At 66.0% G+C, this 25,965-nt stretch carries 23 protein-coding genes; 9 read left to right on the top strand and 14 right to left on the bottom strand.

Annotated features, from left to right (window positions below; genetic code table 11):
- Positions 1–379 precede the first annotated feature (379 nt).
- Positions 380–1,363 carry an L-histidine N(alpha)-methyltransferase gene (gene egtD, locus HHL14_RS11210; RefSeq protein ID WP_169497676.1) on the top strand — a complete coding sequence of 328 codons (984 nt, stop codon included), beginning with the start codon at positions 380–382 and terminating at the stop codon, positions 1,361–1,363.
- 139 nt (positions 1,364–1,502) lie between these two features.
- On the opposite strand, the gene HHL14_RS11215 is transcribed toward egtD, so the two are convergent.
- Positions 1,503–1,796 (bottom strand): acylphosphatase, encoded by a 294-nt coding sequence (locus HHL14_RS11215; protein ID WP_169497677.1) that lies wholly within the window; start codon positions 1,794–1,796, stop codon positions 1,503–1,505.
- 138 nt (positions 1,797–1,934) lie between these two features.
- Between HHL14_RS11215 and hpnA the strand changes: the two genes are divergently transcribed.
- A complete protein-coding gene (hpnA, locus tag HHL14_RS11220) occupies positions 1,935–2,945 on the top strand; it encodes a hopanoid-associated sugar epimerase (protein WP_169497678.1) in 1,011 nt (336 codons plus the stop codon).
- Positions 2,946–3,066: 121 nt separating this feature from the next.
- Positions 3,067–3,744, top strand: coding sequence for a hypothetical protein (locus HHL14_RS11225; protein WP_169497679.1), 678 nt, complete (start codon positions 3,067–3,069; stop codon positions 3,742–3,744).
- Positions 3,745–3,880: 136 nt separating this feature from the next.
- Here the strand turns inward: HHL14_RS11225 and HHL14_RS11230 are convergent, their stop codons facing one another.
- Positions 3,881–5,053 carry a glycosyltransferase gene (locus HHL14_RS11230; RefSeq protein WP_169497680.1) on the bottom strand — a complete coding sequence of 391 codons (1,173 nt, stop codon included), beginning with the start codon at positions 5,051–5,053 and terminating at the stop codon, positions 3,881–3,883.
- The gene (gene hpnC / locus HHL14_RS11235) at positions 5,053–5,919 is read right to left on the bottom strand and encodes a squalene synthase HpnC (RefSeq protein WP_169497681.1); all 867 of its coding nucleotides are present in this window, start codon (positions 5,917–5,919) and stop codon (positions 5,053–5,055) included. The genes HHL14_RS11230 and hpnC overlap by 1 nt, the downstream gene beginning before the upstream one ends.
- 327 nt (positions 5,920–6,246) lie before the next feature.
- Here hpnC and ispH point away from each other — a divergent pair, with 327 nt between their 5' ends.
- Positions 6,247–7,191, top strand: coding sequence for a 4-hydroxy-3-methylbut-2-enyl diphosphate reductase (gene ispH, locus HHL14_RS11240; RefSeq protein ID WP_169497682.1), 945 nt, complete (start codon positions 6,247–6,249; stop codon positions 7,189–7,191).
- Between the two features lie 163 nt (positions 7,192–7,354).
- On the opposite strand, the gene HHL14_RS11245 is transcribed toward ispH, so the two are convergent.
- On the bottom strand, positions 7,355–7,957 hold the full coding sequence (locus HHL14_RS11245) for an MlaC/ttg2D family ABC transporter substrate-binding protein (protein WP_169497683.1): 603 nt from the start codon (positions 7,955–7,957) through the stop codon (positions 7,355–7,357).
- Positions 7,958–8,167: 210 nt separating this feature from the next.
- On the opposite strand from HHL14_RS11245, the gene hpnN reads away from it, so the two are divergent.
- Together hpnN and HHL14_RS11255 are read left to right on the top strand one after the other, a co-directional pair.
- A complete protein-coding gene (gene hpnN, locus HHL14_RS11250; protein ID WP_169497684.1) occupies positions 8,168–10,783 on the top strand; it encodes a hopanoid transporter HpnN in 2,616 nt (871 codons plus the stop codon).
- Between the two features lie 2 nt (positions 10,784–10,785).
- Positions 10,786–11,871: an MlaA family lipoprotein gene (locus HHL14_RS11255; RefSeq protein WP_169497685.1), complete on the top strand. Its 1,086-nt coding sequence runs from the start codon at positions 10,786–10,788 to the stop codon at positions 11,869–11,871.
- Positions 11,872–12,064: 193 nt separating this feature from the next.
- Here the strand turns inward: HHL14_RS11255 and HHL14_RS33165 are convergent, their stop codons facing one another.
- The 9 genes from HHL14_RS33165 to HHL14_RS11300 all read right to left on the bottom strand — a co-directional run bounded on the left by HHL14_RS33165 (position 12,065) and on the right by HHL14_RS11300 (position 20,621).
- Positions 12,065–12,589 carry a hypothetical protein gene (locus HHL14_RS33165; RefSeq protein ID WP_230412998.1) on the bottom strand — a complete coding sequence of 175 codons (525 nt, stop codon included), beginning with the start codon at positions 12,587–12,589 and terminating at the stop codon, positions 12,065–12,067.
- Between the two features lie 184 nt (positions 12,590–12,773).
- Positions 12,774–13,259 (bottom strand): acyl-CoA thioesterase, encoded by a 486-nt coding sequence (locus HHL14_RS11265; RefSeq protein ID WP_169497686.1) that lies wholly within the window; start codon positions 13,257–13,259, stop codon positions 12,774–12,776.
- Positions 13,260–13,456: 197 nt separating this feature from the next.
- Positions 13,457–14,200 (bottom strand): phosphorylase, encoded by a 744-nt coding sequence (locus HHL14_RS11270; RefSeq protein ID WP_169497687.1) that lies wholly within the window; start codon positions 14,198–14,200, stop codon positions 13,457–13,459.
- Positions 14,201–14,203: 3 nt separating this feature from the next.
- A complete protein-coding gene (gene shc / locus HHL14_RS11275) occupies positions 14,204–16,276 on the bottom strand; it encodes a squalene--hopene cyclase (RefSeq protein ID WP_169497688.1) in 2,073 nt (690 codons plus the stop codon).
- Positions 16,273–17,541, bottom strand: coding sequence for a hydroxysqualene dehydroxylase HpnE (hpnE, locus tag HHL14_RS11280; protein ID WP_169497689.1), 1,269 nt, complete (start codon positions 17,539–17,541; stop codon positions 16,273–16,275). Before hpnE ends, shc begins: the two co-directional genes overlap by 4 nt.
- 4 nt (positions 17,542–17,545) lie before the next feature.
- On the bottom strand, positions 17,546–18,394 hold the full coding sequence (gene hpnD / locus HHL14_RS11285) for a presqualene diphosphate synthase HpnD (protein ID WP_169497690.1): 849 nt from the start codon (positions 18,392–18,394) through the stop codon (positions 17,546–17,548).
- Positions 18,395–18,692: 298 nt separating this feature from the next.
- Positions 18,693–19,643, bottom strand: coding sequence for a sensor domain-containing diguanylate cyclase (locus tag HHL14_RS11290; protein WP_169497691.1), 951 nt, complete (start codon positions 19,641–19,643; stop codon positions 18,693–18,695).
- Entirely contained in the window at positions 19,640–20,263 is a 624-nt protein-coding gene (locus tag HHL14_RS11295; protein WP_169497692.1) for a chemotaxis protein CheC, read from the bottom strand. Before HHL14_RS11295 ends, HHL14_RS11290 begins: the two co-directional genes overlap by 4 nt.
- Positions 20,256–20,621 (bottom strand): response regulator, encoded by a 366-nt coding sequence (locus HHL14_RS11300; protein WP_407945281.1) that lies wholly within the window; start codon positions 20,619–20,621, stop codon positions 20,256–20,258. Before HHL14_RS11300 ends, HHL14_RS11295 begins: the two co-directional genes overlap by 8 nt.
- Before the next feature lie 355 nt (positions 20,622–20,976).
- Here HHL14_RS11300 and HHL14_RS11305 point away from each other — a divergent pair, with 355 nt between their 5' ends.
- The 3 genes from HHL14_RS11305 (at position 20,977) to HHL14_RS11315 (ending at position 25,043) form a co-directional block, all read left to right on the top strand.
- Positions 20,977–21,168, top strand: a complete 192-nt coding sequence (locus tag HHL14_RS11305) for a hypothetical protein (protein ID WP_169497694.1) — start codon at positions 20,977–20,979, stop codon at positions 21,166–21,168.
- Positions 21,169–21,238: 70 nt separating this feature from the next.
- Positions 21,239–23,533, top strand: coding sequence for a hybrid sensor histidine kinase/response regulator (locus HHL14_RS11310; protein ID WP_169497695.1), 2,295 nt, complete (start codon positions 21,239–21,241; stop codon positions 23,531–23,533).
- 316 nt (positions 23,534–23,849) lie between these two features.
- Entirely contained in the window at positions 23,850–25,043 is a 1,194-nt protein-coding gene (locus HHL14_RS11315; protein ID WP_169497696.1) for a hypothetical protein, read from the top strand.
- Positions 25,044–25,169: 126 nt separating this feature from the next.
- Here HHL14_RS11315 and HHL14_RS11320 read toward each other — a convergent pair whose 3' ends face one another.
- Complete coding sequence (locus HHL14_RS11320) at positions 25,170–25,724, bottom strand: NADPH-dependent FMN reductase (RefSeq protein WP_169497697.1); 555 nt, start codon at positions 25,722–25,724, stop codon at positions 25,170–25,172.
- Positions 25,725–25,965 lie beyond the last annotated feature (241 nt).

Raw genomic sequence — 25,965 nt, forward strand, 5'->3', positions numbered from 1 at the left:
CGCTTTTTCGTCGATCGACTGCAATTAGTCGTGCGCGGCGCGCGTCGATGCACTAGAACTTAACTTCATGCGCCGCGGCGGGAGACGCTGGTTTCCGCTTCATCACCGGTTCGTCATCGCCGTGCGCGAATCTTGCTACCAGCTTTTGCACGCTGTTTTGCACACGGCGGCCGCGGCGCTCGCAACAACGGCAACCGCGGCAGCAACGAAACCGGCAGCACCCACGAGCCGGGTCGGCGAACGCAGCCTTGCACAGTCCGTCAGGCCGCAGCGAACCGACGCCCGCGCTTCTCGCCCACGGCATGCGCGAACCGCGTCGTCAGCGCGTATGCCACCCCGGCAGCTATCCCGCTCATCGAATGTGACTACTGGAGCCAGCATGACCCAGCCAGCCCTATCGCTTAGCAACTCGCCTTCCGACCTGCGCCGCGCGTTCGCCGCCGACGTACGCGCCGGCCTCACCCACACGCCACAAAAAGAGCTGCCGTCGAAGTATCTGTACGACGAAGTCGGTTCCGCACTTTTTGAAGTGATTACCGTATTGCCCGAATATGGCGTGACGCGCGCCGAGGAACGGCTGCTCACGAAGCACGCGGCCGACATCGTCGAGCATCTGCCGCACGACGTGACCGTCGCCGAACTCGGCAGCGGCAGCGGCCGCAAAACGCGACGCATCCTCGAAGCACTGTGTAAAAAACGCCCCACTTCTTACTGCCCGATTGAAATTTCGCGCAGTGCGTTGCAGTTGTGCCGGCGCGAACTCGGCGACATCGAGCGGATTTCGATCGTCGGTTACGAGCGCGATTATCTGGCCGGGCTCGCCGAAGTCAGCCGGCAGCGCGCGCCGGGCGATCGCCTGCTCGTGCTGTTTCTCGGCAGCACGATCGGCAATTTCGGTCGACTCGCGGCCACGCGTTTTCTGCACGACATCCGCAACATGCTCGCGCCCGGCGACGCGCTGCTGCTCGGCACGGATCTGATCAAGCCGACGCCGGTGCTGATCGCCGCTTACGACGACGCGGTCGGCGTGACCGCGTCGTTCAATCTGAATCTGCTCTCGCGCATCAACCGCGAACTCGACGGCGACTTTCCGCTCGATGCGTTCGAGCACGTCGCGCGCTTCAATCCGGACGCGCGCAGCATCGAGATGCATCTGCGCGCGAAGCACGACGTCACCGCGCACGTGCATGCCGCGCAGTTGACGGTGACGATGAAAGCGGGCGAGACGATCTGGACCGAGAGCAGTCACAAGTACCGCGCGGAGGAGTTGCCCGCGATTGCCGATGGCGCCGGCTTCGTGTGCAGCCATCAATGGATCGAGGACGAGTGGGGCTTCGCGGAGAGTCTGCTGGTCGCGCGGTAAGCACGATAAGCGCGGAAACACGGCAACGAAAAAGCGGCGCGTCATCCTGAGGATGACGCGCCGCTTCTTTTATGCAGACTCGGTGTGAAGTTCTAGCGTCGTTGCAGCCTCGCGCAAGCGCCGCCTCACACTCTCGCGCTCAATGCTGCTCGAACCGCTCGTAGCGCCTGTCGGTCGCGCGCTCTTCGCCGTGCACGTCGGTCACGCGCGCCGCCGGCGGCCCGTGACGCAACCACGACAACATCCGGTCGATCTGATTCGCCGGTCCCTGCAATAGCGCTTCAACCGAACCGTCGTCGAGATTCGCGACGTATCCCTTGATTCCCAGCGCGTGCGCCTGGCGCACTGTGGCGAGGCGAAAGCCGACGCCCTGCACGATGCCGCACACCCGCACGTAGTAAGTTTCGATCCGCTCATCCAGATCCGGGGCCATGCCGTTACCTCCTGTCGATGCCTCATGGTCTTTCAAGCCGGCATTCTAGTCGCGTCGCGGCGAGCGTGCCCGACTACCACGCGTATTCGCGCGCGCCACGTACAATCCGTGGTCCGTCACGCAGGAAATGGAAACACAATGACCGAACAGAATCGCGATCTCGTACTCGTGACCGGCGCGTCCGGCTTCGTCGGCTCGTCGGTGGCGCGCATCGCGCAGAGCAAGGGCTTCAACGTGCGCGTGCTGGTACGCGCGACGAGTCCGCGCAAGAACGTCGAATCGCTCGACGCGGAAATCGTCGTCGGCGACATGCGCGACGAAGCGTCGATGCGCAACGCGCTGCGCGGCGTGCGCTATCTGCTGCACGTGGCCGCCGATTACCGGCTGTGGGCGCCGGACCCCGGCGAGATCGAACGCGCGAATCTCGAGGGCACCGAGGCGACGATGCGCGCGGCGCTGAAGGAAGGCGTCGAGCGGATCGTGTACACCAGCAGCGTCGCCACATTGAAGGTGACGAGCTCGGGCCAGTCCGCCGACGAAACCTCGCCGCTCAAGGCCGATCAGGCGATCGGCGTGTACAAGCGCAGCAAGGTGCTCGCCGAGCGCGCGGTCGAGCGGATGATCGCCGAAGACGGTCTGCCCGCGGTGATCGTCAATCCGTCGACGCCGATCGGCCCGCGCGACGTGAAGCCGACGCCGACCGGACGCATCATCGTCGAGGCCGCGCTCGGCAAGATTCCGGCCTTCGTCGATACGGGCCTGAACCTCGTGCACGTCGACGACGTCGCCGCCGGCCACTTCCTCGCGCTCGAACGCGGCAAGATCGGCGAGCGCTATATTCTCGGCGGCGAAAATCTGCCGCTGCAGCAGATGCTCGCCGACATCGCCGCGCTCACCGGCCGCAAGGCGCCAACGATCAGCCTGCCGCGCTGGCCGCTGTATCCGCTCGCGATGGGCGCGGAAGCGGTCGCTAAATTCACGAAGCGCGAACCGTTCGTGACCGTCGACGGCCTGAAGATGTCGAAGAACAAGATGTATTTTTCGTCGGCGAAGGCGGAGCGCGAGCTTGGGTATCGCGCGCGGCCGTATCGCGAGGGGCTGGCCGACGCGCTCGAATGGTTCCGCCAGGCGGGGTATCTGAACGGCTGAGCGCGGCCATCGGGTCCCTGCGGCGCTCACTACACGCATTTTGTTACAAGTCCCGCGCCGACGATGGGTCCAAGCCCCCACTCAGCAGGTAAAATCGCGGGTCTTACCAGAGAAACCTCGCATGAATCTTCACGAACAGCTCGGCGCGCTGGAAATGGGCGTCGATCAGCTCATTCAGGCTGTCGTGGCCAGGCAGGCCGAAAACATTCCCGAGACACCCGCTCACGCCGCTGCGTCGAATGCGGCGGACACGGCATCGATTGCTGAATCCGCAGTCGCTGCCGATGCGGCGCATGCCGAAACGGCCGATACCGCGCATGATGCCGACGCTGTCGTCGCACAGCAGGTCGCGATAGACGAGCACGCGGAGCACGTTGCAGTCGCACCGGTCGAATCCGCGCACGCCGATGTGCAGGCAGTCGACGAAGCGACCACGGCACCCGAGGCCGATGTCGATCCGTCCGCTCCGCAGATCCAGCCGACGCTCGAAATCAACCGCCCCGAGCGCGACGAAATCACGATGACCATCGGCAATCAGATGGTCGCGCTGCGTCCGGAGCAGATCAGCCGGCTGATCGAGGAACTGTCGAACGCACGTGCGTCGATGACGCCGGAACAGCCGCAAGGCATCCCGCCGGGCTGGCAGTTCGTCTCGACCAGGAATCCGATGATGGCGGTGCAGAAGCAGTCGAGCGGCGACCGTCTGCTGGTGATGCGTCACACCGGCCACGGCTGGGTGCCGTTCACTTTCTCGCCAGACATAGTGATCCAGATGTACATGATGCTCAGCAACGCGTGACGTCGGGCGCGCGGCGTCACAGCGCGCGCTACGAAACGCCAGATGCGAAAAAAGCGGCCGAGGCCGCTTTTTTTGTATCCGCCGATCGATCATCGATCGCATCCGCCTCGCCATGACCCCATGACTCGCGCGAGATTCAACGATCCTGCACCGGCGCCTGCACGCGCGCCTTCCACTGACCGCCCTTGCCGCGCCAATAGCGCACCGCCGACGCGAACGTCGCGCCCACATAGAACAGCGCGACGAGCGGCAGGAACGGCGCCCACACCGGCGAGCGTCGGTAGTAGACCAGCATCGGCGCATACGCGCAGCACATCGCCGCCCACGCGAACCAGGCCGGCCAGCCGAGCGGCCCGAGCACGAGCGCGGCAATCGGCGGCAACAGATAGATGATCGCCATCCCGACAAGCGTGCCCGCGAGCAGCAGCGGCGAGTAGCGCAACTGCGTGAACGCGGTGCGCGCGATCATGTTCCAGATCTCGCGCCAGCTATCGTACGGTCGCAGCGACACGCTCTTCGCGGCCACGTCGAGACGGATCGGATGACGGCCGGTGCCGCGATGCTTGATGCGCGCGGCGAGACTGCAATCGTCGATCAGCTCGGCGCGGATCGATTCGATGCCGCCCGCTTCCTCGAGCGCCGCGCGCCGCACCAGCATGCAGCCGCCCGCGGCGGCGGCCGTGCGGTTGCGCGGATTGTTGACCCACGCGAACGGGTACAGCTTCGCGAAGAAGAACACGAACGCCGGAATCAGCGCCTTTTCCCAGAACGAATCGCAGCGCAGCCTCACCATCAGCGAGACCAGGTCGCGCTTTTCGGCGTCCGCACGCGCGACCAGTTGCGTGAGCGCATCGGCGGGATGGCCGATATCGGCATCGGTCAGCAGCAGGAACTCGGCGGGCAGACCAAGCGTGCTCACCGCCTCGATGCCCTGCGACTGCGCCCACACCTTGCCGGACCAACCCGGCGGCAACGGCTTCGCGGTGAGCACCGTCAGGCGCTCCGGGCATTGCAGCTGTAACGCGGCCGCGCGCGCGGCGTCGGCGGTGCCATCGGTGCTGTGATCATCGACGACGATCACGTGGAACGCGCCGCGATAGTCCTGCTTGAGCAGCGACGTCACCGCTTCGGCGATCACGTCGACTTCATTGCGCGCCGGCACCACGGCCGCGACCGCCGGCCATGCGACGCGCGGCGCGACGCTCAGCGGCGCAGCGGGCCGCGCGCGCCAGAAACCGCCGCGCGCAAACAGCAGCACGCACCAGATCAGCAGGGAAACACACGAAAGAACGAACAGGACCGCCGCCATTAAGCCTTACCCTCGATTGAGCGCGCCGCCACACCGACGCGTCTGGACAGTTGCATCGCCACGGTGCGCGCCGCCACCACGCACCAGTCGAACGGATTGAGCACCGGGCGCGCACGGAACACATCGTAATCCGCGCGCTCGATGCGCTCGAGAAATCGCAGCCCCGCATGCACGGCGCCACTCAACTCGATGCCGAGTCGGCCCGGAATGCGCAGCGCGAGCGGCGCGCCGCGCAAGAGCGTGGCGCGCACGAACGCGACTTCGTGCGTCATCAGCGCGCGCCATGCATCGTCGACCACACCGCCCGCGATCTGCGCCTCGGTCACGCCGAAGCGTCGCAAATCGGCCTGCGGCAAATAGATGTGCTGGCGTTTCCAGTCGTCGGCGACTTCGAGCCAGAAGCTGATCAGTTGCGACGCGGTGCAGATCGCCTCGGCGTCGGCGAGATTGTGCGGCGTGGCCGCGCCGATCAGATGCAGTATCAGATGCCCGACCGGATGCGCGGAGCGACGGCAATAATCGAGCAGCGCCGCGCGATCCTCGTAACGGAGCGTGTCGATATCCTGCGCGCAGCCGTCGAGCAGATCATAGAACGGCGCGAGCGGCAGGTCGTATTGCGTGACGACGCCGGCCAGCTTGCCGAACAGCAGCGCATGCACGGGCGCCGTGCGTCGTTGCGCGAGCGCGTCGAGTCCAGCGCGGAAATCGGCGAGTCGCGCATGGCGTTCGGCGGCACTCCAGTCGCCCTCGTGGGCGATATCGGCCGCGGTGCGCACTACCTGATAGATAATGCCGACTGGCGCGCGCAGCGCCTTCGGCAGCAACACGCTCGCGATCGGAAAATTTTCGTGCTGATCGTCGTCCATCCAGCGAGCCTCGAAACCAATCTGTAATACGGCGCGTTATTTATGCGCGCCGCAAGGACCGGTAGTTTAAGGGTTCCGCCGCTGCACTGCAGTATCGGCCCTGCCGGTGACACCGTCGTGGCGTCCACCGCATGGTGCGGCCGGCGCCCGACACGAAGGCCGCGCCAAAAAGCAAAGCGGCCCCGATAGCGTTAGAATGCGCGTTTGGTTTTGCTGTACCGGCCTGTCGCCGGGGCTCAAGACGTCAACTAATCAAAGATGAGCGCGGCGATAAAGCAGTCAGTTTTGACTTCTTCGAAACCCGCGTCTGTCGGAGTTCGCCAACTTATGCGAGTCATCCTTGCTCAGCCCCGCGGCTTTTGTGCGGGCGTTGTCCGCGCAATCGAAATCGTCGATCGTGCGTTACAGCAACACGGCGCGCCCGTGTACGTCCGCCACGAAATCGTCCACAACCGTCACGTCGTCGACAATCTGCGTCAAAAAGGCGCGCGTTTCGTCGAAGAACTCGATGAAGTGCCGCAAGGCGCCGTCGCGATATTCAGCGCGCATGGCGTCGCGCAAACCGTCGAACGCGATGCGCAAGCGCGCGGTCTCGACGTGCTCGATGCGACCTGCCCGCTCGTCACCAAGGTTCATGTGCAGGGCCGTCAATACGTCGCCGCGGGCCGCACGCTGATCCTGATCGGCCACGCGGGCCACCCCGAAGTGGAAGGCACGATCGGCCAGATTCCCGGCAAGGTGCTGCTGGTGCAAAGCGAAGCCGAAGTCGCGACGCTCGATCTGCCGCTCGACACACCGCTCGCCTACGTCACGCAGACCACGCTGTCGGTCGACGACACGCGCGGCATCATCGACGCGCTGCTGCGCCGCTTCAGCGACATCGTCGGCCCGGATACGCGCGACATCTGTTACGCAACGCAAAACCGCCAGGCGGCGGTGCGTGAACTGTCGAAAGACGTTCAGGTGCTGCTGGTGGTCGGCGCGACCAACAGCTCGAATTCGAACCGGTTGCGCGAGATCGGCAGCGAAAGCGGCGTGGCGAGCTACCTCGTCGCCGACGGCTCGGAAGTGAAGCCGGAGTGGTTCGCCAACGTGCAGACGGTCGGCATCACGGCCGGCGCATCGGCGCCTGAAGAGATGGTCGAAAACGTGATCGACGCGCTGCGCGCACTCGGACCGGTCGACGTCACGACAATGGCCGGCCGCGAAGAGAAAGTCGAATTCAAGCTGCCGTCGAAGCTGATGCAGCCGCTCGCCGCGCGCGAGGTTTAAGGCCTGCTGCGCTGGCCATTGCGCGGCAACCAACCGCTAGCGCAGCTCGACCGCCCTCCCCGCTGGACATTGCACGCGACAATTCTTCGCGCATAAAAAAGCGCGGTAGCCTCACAGGCCACCGCGCTTTTTCTTTTATCGCCGCGAAAATCTGTCGACCGCGTTACGCGCCGCGCGCATTATGCGCAGTCAGGAACTTGATCAAGCCGTCGATACCGCCTTTGTTGATCTGATCGGCGAACTGCGTCTGATACACCTGGATCAGCCAGGCGCCCATCATGTTGATGTCGTAAATTTTCCAGCCGGACGGGCCCTTGGTGAGCCGATAGTCGATCGCGTCGTCGCCGCCATTGCTCAGCACATGAGATTGCACGACGATGTCGGTTGCGCCGCCGGGCACGCTCACCGGCATAAACTTGAACTTCACGTCCTGGTCGCGCAGTTGCGACAGCGACGCGGCATAGGTGCGCGTAAGCAGCAGCGTAAACTGCTCGTACAGCTGCTTCTGCTGCTCCGGCGTCGCGGTTGCCCACGGCTTGCCGACCGCGATGCGCGTGGTGCGCTGGAAGTCGGTGGCAGGCAGGAAATGCGTCTCGACGACGTGGGTGATCTTCGTCATGTCGCCGCCGCGTGCTTGCGGGTCGGCCTTCATTGCCGTCACCGTGCCCTCGACTGCATTTTTTACCACCGTGTCGGGCGCACTTTGCGCAAACGCCGCCGTGGACACCACGGCCGCAGCCAGAAAAGCAGACAGATATCGTTTCATACGCTTGTCGTGACCTGAAAGAAGTACGCCGGCGGGCCGCAGCCCCATGGCTAATGAGGGATAGACCAGTATAGCCGGGATTGCGTTCCCATCCCGGCCGGCCGGTCGGGAGCCGGACTTGCTGGCGAAGTCGGGCTCCCCTGCCCGGCCTCTGTATACTTATGCACCTTCGTCAAAAACAACACCCGTGATAAGGCCACGTCCGCCTACATGCTGAAGTCATCTATCGTCCGTCTCGTCGCGTACTCGATACGTCATCCGCTCAGGATCATCGTGCTGTCGCTCGTGCTCGCCGTTCTGAGCGGCGTCTACGTCGCGCATAACTTCAAGATCAACACGGACATCAGCCGTCTCATCGAAACCGACAAGCAGTGGTCGGCGCTGGAGAACGCGATCGACGCCGCCTTCCCCGAGCGCGGCGACACCGTGCTGGTGGTGGTCGAGGCGCGCGCGCCCGAATTCGCCGACGCCGCCGCGAACGCGCTGACCGCCGCGCTGCGTGCCGATCCGAAGGAGTTCAGATCGGTCTCGCAGCCCGCCGGTGGCCCGTTCTTCGAACACAACGGCCTGCTGTTTCCGTCCACCGACGAGGTGATGTCCACCACCTCGCAGCTCGTGCAGTCGCGCCCGCTCGTCAATGCGCTCGCGCACGATCCGAGCCTGACCGGCCTCGCCGGCACGCTGACCACGAGCCTGTTGCTGCCGCTGCAGCTCGGCCAGGTGAAGCTCTCCGACATGAGCCACCTGCTGTCGCAAAGCGCGACCACGCTCGATCGCGTGCTGGCCGGCCAGCCGGCCGCATTCTCGTGGCGCGCGCTGGTCGACAAAAGCGCCGCCACCGATCCGGCGCGTTCGTTCGTCGTCGTGCAGCCGGTCGTCAATTACGACGCGCTGGAGCCGGGCGCGAGCGCGTCGCGGGCGATCCGCGCGACCGCCACGTCACTGCATCTCGACTCGCGCTACGGCGCGACGATCCGCCTGACCGGCGAGCAGCCGCTCGCCGACGAGGAGTTCGCGTCGGTGCAGGACGGCGCGGCGCTCAACGGCATCGCCACCTTCATCGTCGTGCTGATCATCCTGTGGCTCGCGCTGCGCTCAGGCCGCATGATCGTGGCCGTGTTCATCACGCTGTTCGTCGGTCTCGCGATCACGGCCGCGCTCGGTCTGATGATGGTCGGCGCGCTCAACATGATTTCGGTCGCGTTCATGGTGCTGTTCGTCGGGCTCGGCGTCGACTTCGGCGTGCAGTTCGGCGTCAAGTATCGCGAGGAGCGCAATCGCGACGACCGCCTGTCGGCCGCGCTGATGCACACCGCGCACAGCATCGGCGTGCCGCTCACGCTCGCGGCGGTCGCGGTCGCGCTGAGCTTCTTCTCGTTCCTGCCGACCGCGTATCGCGGCGTGTCGGAGCTCGGCCAGATTGCCGGCGTCGGCATGTTCGTCGCGTACTTCACCAACATGACGCTGCTGCCGGCGCTGCTGAAGCTGTTCAATCCGCCCGGCGAAGAAGCCTCGCCCGGCTTCAAGCAGCTCGCGCCCGTCGACGACTTCCTCGACCATCATCGCCGGCCGGTGCTGATCGGTACGCTGATCGTCGTGCTCGGCGCGACGCCGCTGCTCGCGCATCTGCGTTTCGACTTCAATCCGCTGCATCTGAAGGACCCCCATACGGAATCGATGGCGACGCTGCTGTCGCTGAAGGATTCGCCGGAAGCGGCGGTCAACAACGTGCATGCGCTCGCGCCCTCGCTCGCCGACGCCGACGCGATGGCCGAACGGCTGCGCAAGCTGCCCGAGGTGGGCCGCGTGACCACGCTCAGCACCTTCGTGCCGACCGATCAGCAGCAGAAGATGATGCTGGTCGCAAGCGCCGCGCAACAGTTGCTGCCGGCGCTGCAGCAGCAAACCGCGCAGCCGGCCACCGACGACGTGCGCGTCGCCGCGCTCAAGCGCGCGGCGAACCAGCTTTCGCTCGCCGCCGAAGACCATCCCGGACCGGGCGCCGCCGAGGCGGAGCATCTGTCGGCGACCCTGCAAAAGCTCGCCGCCGCCGACGCCGCCACACGCGACCGCGCCGAAGTCGCAATGTCCGACACGTTGCGCTTCGCGCTGAAACAGTTGGAAAACCTGCTGCAGCCCACCGAAATCACGCGCGACAACCTGCCGAAGGACATCACGTCAACATGGATCGGCAAGGGCGGCCATGCACTCGTCGACATCGCGCCGAAGGTGGCGCCCGGCGTCGATCCGAACGACGATGCGATGCTCGCCCGCTTCGCGCATGCGGTGAAGAAGGCGGAGCCAGGCGCGATCGGCGGGCCGATTTCGATCCTCCATTCGGCCGACACCATCATCAAGGCATTCCTGCAGGCGGCCGTCTACGCGCTGCTGTCGATCGCGGTGCTGCTGTGGATCGCGCTGCGCCGCGTCGGCGACGTGCTGCGCACGCTGGTGCCGCTGCTGGTCTCCGCGCTCGTCACGCTCGAGTTGTGCGTGGTGTTCGGCATGCCGCTGAACTTTGCGAATATCATCGCGCTACCGCTGATGCTCGGCGTCGGCGTCGCCTTCAAGATCTACTTCGTGATGGCGTGGCGCAACGGCCAGACAGGCCTGTTGCAATCGAGCCTGACCCACGCCGTGCTGTTCAGCGCGGCGACGACCGCCACCGCGTTTGGTAGCCTCTGGCTGTCGCATCATCCGGGCACCTCGAGCATGGGCAAACTGCTCGCGCTGTCGCTGTTCTGCACGCTGATCGGCGCGGTGGTGTTCCAGCCGGTGCTGATGGGCAAGCCCCGCCAACGTCGCGGGAAGCAAAAAGGAATCTAAGCATGAAGCTGCGTAACACCGCGCTGGCGTTCACCGCCGCGGGTCTGATCTCCGGCTGCGCCACCGGTCCCGACCGCAAGCCGGGCGATCCGTTCGAGCCGGTGAACCGGGTTATCTTCAATTTCAACGACGGCGTCGACCGCTACGTCGCGGTACCGGTCGCCAAGGGCTATCAGAAAGTCACGCCGCAACCGCTGCGCACGGCCGTCAGCAACTTCTTCTCGAACCTCGGCGACCTCAGCAACGCCGCGAACGCGCTGCTGCAACTGAAGATTACCGATGCCACCGAAGACATCATGCGCTTCGCGATGAACTCGGTGTTCGGCATCGGCGGTCTGCTCGACTTTGCGACCCCGGCCGGGCTGCCGAAGCATCACCAGGATTTCGGTCTGACGCTCGGACATTGGGGCGTGCCGTCGGGTCCGTATCTGGTGCTGCCGCTGTTCGGGCCGAGCACGGTGCGCGACAGCATGGGGCTCGTCGTCGACGTCAAGTTCAATCCGCTCAACTACATCGAGCCCGCGACCCGCAATCCGCTTTACGTGCTGCAATTCGTCAGTACGCGTTCGGACCTGCTCGGCGCGACAGACCTGCTGCAACAGGCCGCGCTCGACAAGTACTCGTTCGTACGCGATGCGTATACGCAGCAGCGCCTGTCGCGTCTGCGCGGCTCGGGCAATAACCCGGCGCCGCTGCCGAATTACGACGATCATGACGATCATGACGAGCACGGCGATACCGGCTCGGCTGCGCCCGCGGCTGGCGCACCGGCGGCGGGGCTGCCGAACTATGCGGACCCGGGCGATGCGGGCGAGGCGCCGAATGGTGCCTCGGGAGCGGCTGACGCGGCTGGCGCGGCCAAGGGTGCACCGAATGGCTTGCCGGACTACGCGGATCCGGGCGACACCGGCGCCGCGCCGAATGGCGCATCGGGTGCGGGCGGCGCAACCAACGCCGCGCCGTCGGACTTGCCGAACTACAGCGCTCCGGGCGATGCAGGCGCGGCGCCGGCGTCGCCTGCCGTGCCGCCTTCGCCATCTGTGGAAGCGCCGTCGGGGGCCTCGGCGCCGCTGACAGTACCGCAATAACGGTAGCGGCTGGAACGCCGGGCGCCAGGCACACCCACTGCGCGGCAGCCGCAACGTTGCCGCTCAAACTCAGCGGCGCGTACGCCCGCAATACAGACAAAGAGAGCCCCTCGGACTTCGCGGGGCTCGCGTCGAACAGGAGCCCGGCGAAGACTAGTCTGCCGGGTCGTACTGGTGATAGCCGAGGTAGCCGTTATGGACATCCTCCACCTTGGTTAGCCGCCAATGCCCGTTTTCCCTCGCGACGAACACCACGAGGTTTTGTCTGTCTTGTGGCTTCAATCCGATCGAGGTCCTGACCACGCGTGAAGTAATCGATGTCCCCTGGCAGGCGGTTATGCCTGTAATCGTCTCTTAGCACATCGACCGTTTTTCTCGACACGTAGCTGTAAATGGCGTTATCCGTTAGCTGAAAGTAGTGGGCGTCCCGCGCATCCTCTTTCTGGATGTACCACGTGTAAAACGCCTTGACCGTCGCTTCGGGCGTATCGGCTGCGGCCGCTGCGGGCTGCGCGCCTACCAGGCCCAGCGTAAAAGCGATTACGGCACTTACGAGTAAAAGGAGTTTTTCATCGTCAGTTGTGCCGGTAGATTTTGTAGGCAGGCCGGTTGGCCCGGTATTCGGCTCCCGGATAAAAGCCGTGCAATTGTCGAAACCAAGACTTTTATCGACGTCGCAAAATAAAGTCGATTCTGGATGGAAATCGAAAGCGCTCAAAGCACAACGGGGCGCCCGCAATGGGCGCCCCGTTTTTATGGGCACTGCAAACCTCGTCAAAGCCGCGGCGCAGTTCACACATGCTTCACGGTCTTCGCGGTCATGACGCGCTACCGTCGACAACCGGCGAATTCCGCAATTGAAACCGCCAATTCAACCCGCTCCGACAACAGCATCACTCCGCTCAGTGCAGGCTCTCCACCTCACTGCGCGCCGCCGCCCGTTCTTCGTCAACGGGCGCGACAGCCACGGGCTGCGGCACCGGCCGTGAATTCGCGCGATAGTGGGCGAACTGCTCGTCCGCGTAACGGATGCGCGTGCGACCATGCGGCGCCGGCTCGCCGTTTTCGTCGAGATTGACGAACACCATCTTTTCGACCGTCAGGATGCTCTTGCGCGTGATCTTGTTGCGCACTTCGCAGCGCAGCGTGATCGACGTGCGGCCAAAATGCGTGGCCGTCATGCCGAGCTCGATGATGTCGCCCTGACGCGCCGAGCTGACGAAGTTGATCTCGGACATGAACTTGGTGACGACCCGCTGGTTGTCCAGCTGGGAGATTGCGTAGATCGCCGCTTCTTCGTCAATCCAGCGCAGCAGGCTGCCGCCGAACAGCGTTCCGTTGGGGTTCAGGTCTTCGGGCTTGACCCACTTTCTGGTGTGGAAATTCATTTGGTACTCCGTGTCTGAGGCTCCTGGCCGCGGCATCTCGCGCACTCGACCTAGGGTTAACACTAACGATTGTACCAAACATAAGGGTTTTCCCTTATTTTTCAATGCTTGATGAATTTATCGCGGCGATAGTCCTGGCTCATCGGCGGCAACGCTCGCAGCGATACCGCCGCTCGCGTGCGTTGCGGCATGCGTGGTCAGACGGCGGCCGTAATCCGCAGTACGCCGCCCTCGCCCATTGCCCGGCGAGCATCGACGAGCGTAGTGCGCGCGGCGCGGGCATCGGCGGCGAGCTTGAGGAGCCCGCCAAGCTGCGACGGCTGGCGCAGCAATTCCCGCAGGATCGGGCCGAGCGCCGTCGTGCCGTCGTCGCGCAGGCCGGCCGTGGCAGCCGGCGGCAACGTTCGCCAGGCCGGATCGACGACCGCGCGGCACACCGCGAACGGCACGCCATACGCCGCGGCGGCCGCGCCGGCAAAATGCGATTCCATGTCCACCGCGAGCGCACCGTTTGAGTCGTGCAGCGCACGTTTGTCGGCGGCGGTGACGAGCGGTGCGGCGACCGCCGCCGTCGCGCCGCGTTGCAGACGCGCACCGAGCCCGCCGGCACTCAACGACGCGGCGATCCGCTCCGTCCATTGCGCATCCGTGGCGATCCGCCCGAACGGTCCATGCACGGCATCCGCGACGATCAGCGCGCCCGGCTCCAGCCCCGGCGCGAGTCCGCCCGCCGTGCCGAAGCTGATGATCCCCGCGACGCCCCGCGCGAGCGCCGCGCTCAGCGCGCGTTCGAGCAGATCGGCGCGCGCCGCGTACACGACCTCGACACCATCGCTGCCGTCGCCACGCGCGATGCGCGCCTCGAACGCCATCCCCGTGACGACGAGCACCGGCAAGGGGCGCGCGCCGCCGCTGCCGCCCGGCGTTGTCGATACGGACATCCGTTACATCCCGACCGTGACGCGCGTAAGCCCCTCGCGCTTCAGATGACGGAAGCGCGCGAGCGCCCACAGCGGGAAGAACTTGCGATAGCCGTGGTAACGCAGATAGAACACGCGCGGGAAGCCGGTCGCGGTGAAGCGCGTCTCGTCCCACAGACCGTGCTCGCGCTGTTCGCGCTGCAGATAGTCGATGCCGCGCGCAACCGCCTCGTGATTGACCTCACCCGCCGCCATCAGCCCGAGCAGCGCCCATGCGGTCTGCGACGCGGTGCTCGGCGCGCGCTCGTAGCCGCGATAGTCGAGCTTGTAGCTCTCGCCGCCCTCGCCCCAGCCGCCGTCGTCGTTCTGGATCGACAGCAGCCATTGCACCGCGCGCTTCATGCGCGGGTCGTCGTGCGGCATGCCGGCCGCGTTCAGCGAACTCAGCGCCGTCCACGTGCCGTAGATGTAGTTCAGGCCCCAGCGGCCGTACCAGCTACCGTCCGACTCCTGCTCCTGCAGCATGTACGCGAACGCGCGCTGCGCCGGCTCGCTGCCTTGCGGCATTTCGCCGAGTTGCGCGAGCATCGACAGACAGCGGCCGGAGACATCGGCGGTCGGCGGATCGAGCAGCGCGCCGTGATCCGAGAACGGGATGTTGTTCAGGTAGTACTGGGTGTTTTCCGGCTCGAACGCACCCCAGCCGCCGTCGCTGCTTTGCATGCCGACCACCCACTCGCGCGCGCGTGCGATCGACTCGCGATACGCACTCGATTGCGTGAGCGCCGCCGAGCGCTGCATCGCCATCGCAACCACCGCCGTATCGTCGACGTCCGGGTAATGCGCGTTGTTGTACTGGAACGCCCAGCCGCCGGGACGCACGTTCGGCCGACGCGAAATCCAGTCGCCGCGCACGTCGAGAATCTGCAGCGGCAGCAGCCATTGCAGGCCGCGTTCGGCCGCCTGCTCGGCGCGCGCCTCGCCGGTTTCGAGCAGCGCGTGCGCGGCGAGCGAGGTATCCCACACCGGCGACAGACACGGCTGGCAATATGCTTCGTCATCCTTGATAACGAGCAGCTTGTCGAGCGACTTGCGCGCGATCGCGCGATTCGGATGATCGGCCGGATAGCCGAGCACGTCGTACATCATCACCGAGTTGGCCATCGCCGGGAAGATCGCGCCGAGGCCGTCTTCGCCGTTCAGGCGTTCATCGACGAACGCGACCGCCGCGCGAATCGCGCGCTCGCGCGTCGCCTGCGGGAACAGGCCGTCGACCGTGCGCAGCACAGCATCCACGCCGCGGAAAAAGCCGAACCAGCCCGCGTGCTGATGCGGCGCGCGCGCGTTCATGCCGGTGTTGACCGGCGCGCCGCGGAACAGCTCGTCGATGCGGACCTTGCGCGGGTTGCGCGCGAGCGGCCGCTTCGCGTTGAGCACCAGCAGCGGCACGATCACGGTACGCGCCCAGTACGACACCTTCGACAGATGGAACGGGAACCACATCGGCAGCAGCATGATCTCGACCGGCATCATCGGCACCGCTCGCCACGACACCACGCCGAACAGCGCGAGCAGAATCCGCGTGAACACGTTCACGTTCTCCGCGCCGCCGTGCGCGAGGATCGCTTCGCGCGCGCGGACCATGTGCTCGGCGTCGGCCGGGTCGCCAATCATCTTCAGCGCGAAGTACGCCTTCACGCTCGCGCTGATGTCGAGCGCGCCGTCGGTGAAGAGCGGCCAACCACCGTTGGGCAACTGGATGCGGCGCAGATAGCGGGCGACCTTCTGCTCGAGTTCGAGATTCGGCGTCTCGCCGAGGTAGTGAACCAGCAGCACGTATTCGGCGGGAATCGTCGCGTCGGCTTCGAGTTCGTAGACCCAGTGGCCGTCGGGCTGCTGCGCGGCGAGGATCGCGTCGGTCGCGCGGGTGATCGCGGCGTCAAGCGAGGTCGCGGCGGCCGGCACGTCGGCGGCTGCTGCGGCGGGCGCGTCGGCCAGCGTGGCCGTTGCGGCCGGCGCAGACGCCGATTCGAGCGCCGCGTCGGCGGCTTCGGGCAGCACCGCGTCGAGCGGCTGGTTTTCGGATAAGTCGTTCATCGGCGTTCCATCGGTTGATTCAGCAGCGTATCCGCGGCCTTCTGGCCGGAGCGGATCGCACCTTCGAGCGTGGCGGGCAGGCCGGTGGCCGTCCAGTCTCCCGCGAGCATCAGATTGTTCCAGCGCGTGCGCGTACCCGGACGCAGCGTTTCCTGCGCGGGCAACGGAGCGAACGTCGCGCGCGCGTCGCCGACGACCTGCCACGACGGCAGCGGCTCGGGTGGCAGCTTGACGGCCCGCGCGACCTCGGCCCAGACGGTCACGGCGAGCGCCTCGGGCGGCGTATTGAGCAGGCTCTCGGCATCGTTCAGCGTCACGGACAGGCGATTGTCGAACGCGAGCAGCCATCCGGCCGTCCCGTTCAGCAGCGCGGTGACCGGCGGCAAACCGAACGGCGGCTCGACCGCGAAGTGCACGTTGAGCGCGGTCGTAAAGCGGTTCGGCGCGCGCAGCCCTGGCACCAGCGACGCCGCGGCGTCGGGCGGCAGCGCGAGAATCGCGGCCTCGTTGGCGCCGAGCGCGATACTTTCGTCGGTGAAATGCAGCGTCTGCACGCGTGTCGGCTCCGCAGCGAAATCGATGCCGCGCAGCCGCGAGCCGAGCCGGATCGTCGTGCCGCCGTGTTGCAGCAGACGCAGCGCCGGATCGACGAACGCGCTGCCCAGACCGTTACGCGCGACCAGCGGCCGGCACGCGAGACCGCCCGCGAGCAGCATCTCGCGCACCACCGCGCCGGTCAGTTCGGCCGACGCGTCGCGCGGTTCCATCTGCAGCAACGCATGCAGCAGCGGCCGCAGCAAGCGATCCCACAGCGGGCCATGGCAGCGCATCGTCTGCGCGACGCTGCGGCCCGGCTTCGCGAACAGCAGCGGCACGAGCGACAGATAATCCGCTGGCTGCGTGTTCGGCACCCGCGCCTGCGCGTCGAAAATCCACCACGGCAAACGACCCGGCGACAGCCGCACGCTCCAGCGTGCCCGCGTGGCCAGGTCGACGAATGGATAGTCGGGCTGCGTGGGGCCGACCAGTTCGTCGGCGGCGCCGATCGCGCGCGCGTAATTCAGCGTCGCGGTATTGCCCGACATCACGATGTGATTGCCGCTGTCGAGCGTCGCGCCGAGCTTCGCGTCGTAGTACGAACGGCAGCGGCCGCCCGCGTGGTCCTGCGCCTCGTGTAGCACGACTCGCGCACCGCGCCGCTGCAACTGCACGGCGGCGGCGAGGCCGGCCGCGCCCGCGCCGACCACGTGGACGAACCTCGGCATCGGCTCAGAAAAGCGCGTAGCGCGCGACGATCCACAGCAGGCGCAGCTTCGGCTTGCTGACCTTCGTGCGCGGAATGTCGAAGCCGCGATCGAGCGTGCGGTCGAGCAGCACGCGATAAACGCCCGACATGATGCGCGGCGCGCGCACCTGCGCCCGCGGCTCGCGATCCATGATCGCGTCGGACTCGGCGAAGTGCTGCTTCGCGCGCTCGGCGAGCGTCGCGCACACGCGCGGCAGCGACGGGTCGTCGGCGATCTGCAGCGGATTCGTGACCGCGATGCCTTCGCGCGCGAGCAGCTCGTGCGGCAGATAGCAGCGGTTGATTTCCGCGTCTTCGTCGATGTCGCGCAGAATGTTGGTCAGTTGCAGCGCGCGGCCGAGATGATGTGCGAGCAGCCGGCCGGGCTCCTCGCGCATCCCGAATATCCTCACCGATAGCCGGCCCGCCGCGCTCGCGACGCGGTCGCAATAGAGGTCGAGCGTGGCTTCGTCGGGCGCGCAGATGTCGGCAGCGGCGTCCATCGCCATGCCGTCGATCATCGCGTGGAAATCCTCGCGTTGCAGGTGAAACGTGTGAATGTGCCGCGTCAGCGCGCGCAGCGACGCGCGCGGCTGGCCGGCATAGCAGGCGTCGATGTCGGTGCGCCATTGCTCGAGCGCGGCCACACGCTCGGCGCGCGGCAGGTCGCTGTCGGCGATGTCGTCGACGGCGCGGCAAAACGCGTAGACCTGGTACATCGCATCGCGCTGCGCCGCCGGCAGGATGCGCATCGCGAGATAAAAGGAGCTGCCGGACGTGGCGGCAGCGGCGTCGATTTCAGTATCGTCCACGACAAGATTGGAAACAGCCAAGACGATCTCCGCTGGAGGCGCCCGCTGAAAGGCGTTCAAAGAAGTTTTTATGCCGACCCGCAGGACAGTGGGCCCGCGCGCGCGGACTCGCGCGAAACATCCGGCTGGGCGGCCGGAAACGGCGAAAAGTATAACAATCTTTGCCGATAGCCGCAGTTTCGCCGGCGATCAGGGGGACGGATGCGCAGGACGCGGCGTCACGCGCGGCGTAGATTCGCGCGAAAGTCGGGACAGCACGGACGGGTTGGCGGTGCCCGCTACGGTGTCGCGCTGAAACCGTGAACCGGCGCCGCCGCGCTCAAGCCTCCGCCAGCACGAACGCCACCGACCGGTTGCGTCCCTGCCGCTTCGCGCTATAGAGCGCCGCATCGGCCTCGTTGATCAGCACGTCGTAGGCCGGCACGCCTTCGCGCGCCGCCGCGCCGCCGAGGCTCGCGGTCACCGACACGCTGGCGCCGGGCAGCTCGACCGGCGTTTCCTCGATCACGCGACGGATCTTGTCCGCGACGTGCATCGCGTCATCGAGCGGCGTGCACGGCAGGAGCAGCGCGAACTCCTCGCCGCCGAAGCGCCCGAACGTGTCCTGCGCGCGCACCACGCCGGCCACGCGCTGCGCCATCACGCGCAGCACCGTATCGCCGACGCCGTGCCCGAATTCGTCGTTGATCTTCTTGAAGTGGTCGAGATCGAACAGCAGTATCGACAGATCGCCGCCGTAGCGCTGCCAGCGCGTGAATTCGTCGCCCAGCCGCGCCTCGAAAAAGCGCCGGTTCGCGATGCCAGTGAGGCCATCGCGATTCGCATATTCCTGCAGCTTCAGCAGCGCTTCCTCGCGTTCGCGCTGCACGATGCTCACGTGCGTGACGTCGGAAATCGTCACGCACACGGCCACCACTTCGCGCTCGCGCATCAGCGGCATGAACGTGCAGTCCTGCTGCATGAAATCGACGCCGCCGGTGATCGGGCGGTCATGCTCGAAGCGAAACAGGTACGGGCGCTGCTCCCACGAGCTGAACGCGAAGCTGCCGAGCTGAAACACGCTCTCGATCTTGCGCGACAGCCACACGCGCGGCAACTCCGGAAAATGCGCGAAGATCGACCGGCCGACCACCTGCTGCGCGGCGAGACCGCTATGGTCCTGCATGAAGCGGTTCCACATCAGCACGTTCAGGTCGCGGTCGAGCACGAAAATGCCGAAGCCGACCCGCTCGACCACGAGCTCGCTCAACGATTGCACGGATACGTTCATAGACTGGACAGCAGCGCGTCGAGCGCATCGTTCATATGGCGGATGGACTCTTCGGCCATCAGCATCACGAGGTGCGCGCGAAAGCTGTGGTTTTCGAGCGCGAAATTCACTTCGAGCAACAACGCGCGGTGCCATTGCAGCATGCCGGGCTGAAACACCTCGTCGAACGTCAGCGCTTCGCCGAGCAGGCCCGGCGCGGAAAACACCGGCGTGCGGCCGAGCTGTTCGAGGATCGACGACACGCACGCGCCGCACAGCAGATTCGCGACGTCGAGCATCAGCTCGTGCTCGCCGATCGTCTCGTAGCTCGAACGCGCATACGGATCGTTCACCAGCGCGCACAGTTGCGCGATGCCGTCGCTGCGGCAGATCACCAGCGCCTCGCCCTTGATGTCCGAGCGAAAACCCTGGCGCACCGCGCTGAGCGTCTCGTCGATGCCGGTCATCTCGCGCAGCGCGCACGCCGCCTCGCCGACCGCCACCATCCGCACGCGCGGCACCGATAGTTCGATGAACGAATCAAGCAGCCGCGCGAGGCGCGTCGCCGCCCGGCCCATCGCGAGGTTGGCGATCTCCTGCAGCGCGTCGCGCTGGTCTTCGGTGAAGGCGGGCTCAGACATACAAGCCGTACTCCTTGAGGATGGACAGGACCGTCTCGGGCGTCACGGGTTTGGCGATGAAGGCGAGCGCGCCGAGTGCGCGCACGCGCGCCTGCGCGAGCGGCTGCACGTCGGCCGACACCACGATCACCAGGCAGTTCGCGTCCTCGTGCTGCAAGGCTTCGAGCACGTCGTAGCCGGTCAGGTCCGGCATCGTCAGATCGAGAAACATCACCGCCGCCTTGCCCGCGCGATACAGCACGAGCGCCTCGCGTCCATTCGTCGCATACGACAATTCGACCTCCCAGTCCGGCGGCAGCGCCTTCGTGAGCAGCTTGCGGGCCAGCAGCGAATCGTCGGCGATCACAATGGGCAGCATGGGCATGTGGGAAGTCGGGCAGGTGGGCTGGTCGGAAAGCGGAATCGGCTCGTTCGGTGCGCGGTTCGTCTCGCGCGGTTCGTCTCGCGGGATTCGTCTCGTGGGATTCGTCCCGTCACGGATCGCGGTTCGGCACGGCGCGCGGCCGGTCGATTCGCGACCAGGTACAGTGATGCCTGGCAACAATGCGGTTACGTTGGCGAGAGGAGGGCGAATGCGGCAGGACGCGTTTGGCGGACCGTTGACGGTCCGGCGCACAGACGTGGCGACGGCCTTTTTATCGTGGCGACGATTGTCGAAGCAAACCGGTGCAAAGGCAACTCGCCAAAACCGCGTTCGCTAAAGAGATTTTTCGATGCAACGTGGATTTGAAAAACAATTCCATCGATGCAGCGGCGGTTTTTTTATATTTATACTTTTGTGTACGTTTGCGCTTGCCGATTCGTCGCTGTTTTTCCGCCGCCCGGCAAGCGCATACGGCGCGGCGCGCGCGGGCTTGCCACGCTTTGCGGCAACTTTCGCCGCGCGGCGTCTATGCTTCTTCTGACGGCGGCAAGGTGCCCATCCCGGCACGCTACGGGGCTGCCTGTTCCGAACGACTTTTGGCTTTAACGACAATGATTCCAGACCGGGCCGACTCCGCACGCGCGGGCCACCTTTCCCGCCGCGCCGCCGACGAGCACGACGACGCGTCGTTCCCCGCCGTGCCGGAGCAGAACTTCCAGGTGCGGCGCATCACGTTGATCGCGCTGCTGGTCGCGGCGATCGTGCTGCCGTTCGCCTACGTCGCGGCAATGGCGTTCACCGACCTGCGCGCACGCGAGGCCGACGCGACCAACATGACGCTGCGCACGGTGCGCGTCGCCGAAGAACACGCGCTGAAAGTGTTCGACATGAACGAGACGCTGGACTCGCGCATCGTCGACCTGACCGCGGGCCTCGACGACAACGGCGTGCGTGCGCGCGAAGCGACGATTCACGACAAGCTGCGCACGATGGGCGGCGGCTATCCGCAGGTCGCCGCGGTCTCGATCTTCGGCCACGACGGCGCGCTGCTCGCGAGCAGCCGCTACTATCCGTCGCCGCAGTTGTCGATCGGCACGCGCGACGATTTCGTCGGCATTCGCGACGGCAACGACCTCGAACACGTGTCGAAGGTGATGACCGGGCACGTCGCCGGCGAGCAGGTATTCAACATGGGCATCGCGCGCAAGGCCGTCGACGGTTCGTTCGCGGGCGTCGTCTCGATCGCGCTGCGGCCCAGCTATTTCGACGCGTTCTATCGCGAGCTGCTCGGCGGCAACGACAGCACGCCGATGATCATGAGCCTCGTGCGCACCGACGGCGCGGTGCTCGCGCATTACCCCCGCGGACCGCACGAACCGGCGGCGATCGCGGCCGACTCGCCGTTCGCCGCGGCGGTCGCCGAGGGACGCCGCGCGGGCGTCGTGCGGATGCGCTCGAATTTCACCGGCGACAATCTGATCGTCGCGTTCCGCCACGTCGGCTCGTACCCGGTCTACGTGCTGTGCGGCTACCGCACCTCGGCGATCTGGACTGCCTGGTATCGGCATCTGAGCGTGCTGATCCTGTCGATGTTCACGCCGTCGATCGCGCTGTGGTGCGTGATCTGGCTGTCGCTGCGCCGGCTCGGCGCGGAAGAGGAAGCGTGGGAGCGCTGGCAGGCCGAAGCATCGATGCGCCGTTCGATCGAATCCGCGTACCGCCAGTCGCGCAAGATGGAAGCGCTCGGCACGCTGGTCGGCAGCGTCGCGCACGACTTCAACAATCTGCTGATGATCCTGTCGGCCAACGTGCAGATAGTGCGGCGACGCGGCGTCGGCGGACTGGAGCGCGAACTGTCGGCGATGGAGCGCGCGTTGAAGAGCGGCCAGTCGCTCACGCGCCAGTTGCTCGGCGTCGCGCGCAAGCAGCCGCTGCGCACCGAGACGCTGTCGCTCGAGCACTGGCTGCCATCGAGCCGCGAACTGCTGCACGCGTCGCTGGGCGCGAAGGTGTCGCTCGTGATCGACAGCGGCGTGAACACGTGGCCGGTGCGTGTCGACGTCGCGGAGCTGGAGCTCGCGCTCATCAACATCGCGGTCAACGCGCGCGACGCGATGGCCAACGGCGGGCGCTTCACCGTGCGCGCGAGCAACGTGGTGTTCCGTCACGAAGACGGCTTTCCATTGACCGGCGACTTCGTGCAGGTGTCGCTCGAAGACACTGGCGCCGGCATGGCGCCCGAGGTGCTCGCGCGCGCGTTCGAGCCGCTTTTCACGACCAAACCGAAGGGCGCGGGCACGGGCCTCGGTCTGCCGCAGGTGTTCGCGTTCTGCGAGAGCTCGGGCGGCCTCGCGGCGATCGACAGCGCGATCGGCGCGGGCACGTCCGTGCGGCTGTATCTGCCGCGCGCGACGAGCGAGCCGCAAACCGCCGGTCCGGCCGAGGCGCTCGCGCCTGAAAGCGACGCGCCGCAAGGGCTGCGCGTGCTGCTCGTCGAAGACAACGCGGAGGTCGCGGCCGGCACCGAAGCGCTGCTGCAGATGATGGGCCACCAGGTCACCTGCGTGTTCAACGCCGACATGGCGCTGCGCCTGCTCGACGACGCCCGCGCGAAACGCGCGAGCACCGGCGAGGCGCTGCCGTACGACCTGGTGCTGTCGGACATCCATATGCCGGGCAAGCTGAACGGTATCGACCTCGCCGAAGCGGTGCTCGCGTTCGACACCCAGTTGCCGGTGATTCTCGTGACCGGCTACGCGGAAGAGCTCGACCGCGCGCGGCACGTGAACGTGCGCGTGCTGTCGAAGCCGTTCGATATCGGGCTGCTGGAAAAACTGCTCGAAACGATCCAGCACAATCTCGCGCAGACAGGCGCCGATCCGCAGACGCACGCGGCGGATACATAGCGCCGGATGCGTGACGTACCGCGCACGTGATGCGCTTGCGGCGCCGTGCATCGGGCGACGCCTCGCAGGCGTCATTTACCAGACCTTGTAAAAGCGCGGCGGCCACTCGTCGCGCTTTTTTGCATGAACGCGCCACGTCGTGCGCATTTCCACACGCATCCCACACGCATCACAACGGCCCCGGCGCGCCTTGGCGGCCGACCCCACGCGCACGGCCACCGTCCGGCATGAAGGTTGCGGCATCCGACAGACCAGGCAAGGAGGACCGCGCGCGTCCGACACGGTCCGTACCGCCAGAACACGTCGGGAGACAACCATGCAACATACCGTGATTGGTTTATTCGACACCTACATGCAGGCCGAAAGCGCTCGCGACACGCTCGTGCAAACCGGCTTTGCGCGCGACAAGATCGAGTTGCAGGCGAGCGCCGCACCGTCGGTCGGCTCGGCCACCGGCGAGGTCGCCAATGCGGGCGTGCTCGCGAACATCGAACGTTTTCTGTCGAGCCTGTTCTCGAGCGGCCCCCGTTCCGCGGACACCACGCGCTACGCCGAAGCGATGCGGCGCGGCGCGGTGCTCGTGTGCGTGCACGCCGTCAGCGAATCGCACGCGGAACTGGCGCGCAATACGCTCGTGCGGCTCGGCGCAACCGATATCGGCGACCATCTGCCCGAGTGGGGCGACGCGCAGACAGCGAGCGCGCGCGAGCATTCAGTACTCGACGAGCTCGGGATCGGCGCGGTGATGCCGGGCACGCCGCGTACGTCGAGCGTGACGTCCGAGGGTGTGGTTGCGCGGGGGACGGGGGTGGATACGGGTGCGGCTGGTGTCGCGAGCGCTAGCGGCGCGATGGGTGCGGCTAGTATGGCCGAGTCGACGGGCATTGCCGGTGCGACTGGCGCCGCCTCGGTGACGGGTGCGTCGATGGACGCGTCAACCTCGACGCCCAGCGCCACGCGACCGGCCAACGTTCCCCCGGTCGATCCGCTGGCCGGCTTGCCGTCCGAGCCCGCTCATACGGAGGCCGAATCGTTCATGCCACCGTCGCAAAACGAACGGCCGCTTACTGATCCGCTCATCGATCCATTCACCAAGCCGGCCCCGGCTCCGCTCGCCGACGATGCGGCGCGCAGCGCCATCGCCGCTGGCTCGGTGCCGGGCTCCGGCGCGGTGATGCAGCCGTCGGAACTCGTCCCCGAAGGCGGACAGCCGACTGCCGGCCTCGGCGGCCAGATGCCGGCCGAATATCTGGAGTACGAAGAAGATTTTCACGCGCACTACGACGAGCAGTACTCAGCCGCCGACGTTCGCTATGAAGACTATGTGCCGGCCTATCGCTATGGTGCCGAAATCGCTCACGACGCGCGGTTTCAGGATCGTCCGTGGGAAGAGATCGAGCCCGAGGCGCAGCGTCATTGGGAAACCACCTCGCCAGATAGCACGTGGGAGCGCTTCAAGCTCGCGGTGCGTCACGGCTGGGAACGGGCGACGGGGCATCACCACGTGTAGACGCCCGCCGGTGTCAGCGCCGACACCGGCGGCGGATTGGCGCGCTGTGAGCGCGTGCCATTCGAGACGGCGCGCGCTCACAGCGTCAGGCTGAAGTGAAAGCTGCTTCGCTACGGCTGCTCTACGTTACGCCGCCGTGTGCCGCTTGACCCACGCGACATAACGATCGACGAAGCCCTGCAGGAACTTGCGCGTGCCCTCGTTCAGGATCTCGCCTTTTTCGTTGATGACGGCCGCATCGTGTTTGATGAAGACCTCGGGCTGCCCCATCGTCGCGACGTCGAGGTAGGCCAGCACGTTGCGCAGATGCTGCTGCGCGAGCGCGGTGCCGGTCGCGCCGAGCGACGTGCCGATCACCGCGCCCGGCTTGTTGCCCCACGAGTTCGTGCCCCACGGACGCGAACCCCAGTCGAGCGCGTTCTTCAGCACGCCGGGCATCGAGCGGTTGTATTCGGGCGTCACGAACAGCAGGCCGTTGGCCGCTTCGACCCGCTGTTTGAGCTGCTTGCCGGCTTCCGGGTAGTCGGCATCGTAGTCCTGGCTGTATAGCGGCAAGGAGCCGATATCGATGAATTCGAAAGTGAAATCGGATGGAGCAAGGGAAATCACCGCCTGAGCCAGCTGACGATTGAACGAGTCCCGCCGCAGACTGCCGACGACAACTGCAATGTGATAGGCCATGGTCGCTTCCTAGGTAAGGCGCTCGACGCGCAAAAGGGTACGAGCTGTCCATCATAGGCAAAAGCCGCGCGAAATGGCGACGCCGCGGCGGCAAATTGGCGGATTGTGCCGGTTCGGATGGGGTTTGGCGCTAGCCCGGTGGATAACCCCGTCGCGCGAAAAGTTATCCACAGATTCACTGAATAACCTTGTGGATAAGTGGAACTTTTGCCTTGTCAATCAAGCCTGCTTTCGGACCAGA

Source organism: Paraburkholderia antibiotica (assembly GCF_012927125.1).
GTDB lineage: Bacteria > Pseudomonadota > Gammaproteobacteria > Burkholderiales > Burkholderiaceae > Paraburkholderia > Paraburkholderia antibiotica.

Bases quoted from the DNA above. Each gene is read 5' to 3' on its own strand.
- HHL14_RS11270 (WP_169497687.1), bottom strand. From the start codon at position 14,200: ATGTCCGTATCGACAACGCCGGGCGGCAGCGGCGGCGCGCGCCCCTTG.
- HHL14_RS11265 (WP_169497686.1), bottom strand. From the start codon at position 13,259: ATGAATTTCCACACCAGAAAGTGGGTCAAGCCCGAAGACCTGAACCCC.
- HHL14_RS11230 (WP_169497680.1), bottom strand. From the start codon at position 5,053: ATGGCGGCGGTCCTGTTCGTTCTTTCGTGTGTTTCCCTGCTGATCTGG.
- HHL14_RS11320 (WP_169497697.1), bottom strand. From the start codon at position 25,724: ATGGCCTATCACATTGCAGTTGTCGTCGGCAGTCTGCGGCGGGACTCG.
- HHL14_RS11310 (WP_169497695.1), top strand. From the start codon at position 21,239: ATGATTCCAGACCGGGCCGACTCCGCACGCGCGGGCCACCTTTCCCGC.
- HHL14_RS11305 (WP_169497694.1), top strand. From the start codon at position 20,977: ATGCAACGTGGATTTGAAAAACAATTCCATCGATGCAGCGGCGGTTTT.
- ispH (WP_169497682.1), top strand. From the start codon at position 6,247: ATGCGAGTCATCCTTGCTCAGCCCCGCGGCTTTTGTGCGGGCGTTGTC.
- HHL14_RS11225 (WP_169497679.1), top strand. From the start codon at position 3,067: ATGAATCTTCACGAACAGCTCGGCGCGCTGGAAATGGGCGTCGATCAG.
- hpnE (WP_169497689.1), bottom strand. From the start codon at position 17,541: ATGCCGAGGTTCGTCCACGTGGTCGGCGCGGGCGCGGCCGGCCTCGCC.
- hpnN (WP_169497684.1), top strand. From the start codon at position 8,168: ATGCTGAAGTCATCTATCGTCCGTCTCGTCGCGTACTCGATACGTCAT.
- HHL14_RS11315 (WP_169497696.1), top strand. From the start codon at position 23,850: ATGCAACATACCGTGATTGGTTTATTCGACACCTACATGCAGGCCGAA.
- HHL14_RS11295 (WP_169497692.1), bottom strand. From the start codon at position 20,263: ATGTCTGAGCCCGCCTTCACCGAAGACCAGCGCGACGCGCTGCAGGAG.
- shc (WP_169497688.1), bottom strand. From the start codon at position 16,276: ATGAACGACTTATCCGAAAACCAGCCGCTCGACGCGGTGCTGCCCGAA.
- egtD (WP_169497676.1), top strand. From the start codon at position 380: ATGACCCAGCCAGCCCTATCGCTTAGCAACTCGCCTTCCGACCTGCGC.
- HHL14_RS11215 (WP_169497677.1), bottom strand. From the start codon at position 1,796: ATGGCCCCGGATCTGGATGAGCGGATCGAAACTTACTACGTGCGGGTG.
- HHL14_RS11300 (WP_407945281.1), bottom strand. From the start codon at position 20,621: ATGCTGCCCATTGTGATCGCCGACGATTCGCTGCTGGCCCGCAAGCTG.
- hpnA (WP_169497678.1), top strand. From the start codon at position 1,935: ATGACCGAACAGAATCGCGATCTCGTACTCGTGACCGGCGCGTCCGGC.
- HHL14_RS11290 (WP_169497691.1), bottom strand. From the start codon at position 19,643: ATGAACGTATCCGTGCAATCGTTGAGCGAGCTCGTGGTCGAGCGGGTC.
- hpnC (WP_169497681.1), bottom strand. From the start codon at position 5,919: ATGGACGACGATCAGCACGAAAATTTTCCGATCGCGAGCGTGTTGCTG.
- HHL14_RS11245 (WP_169497683.1), bottom strand. From the start codon at position 7,957: ATGAAACGATATCTGTCTGCTTTTCTGGCTGCGGCCGTGGTGTCCACG.
- HHL14_RS11255 (WP_169497685.1), top strand. From the start codon at position 10,786: ATGAAGCTGCGTAACACCGCGCTGGCGTTCACCGCCGCGGGTCTGATC.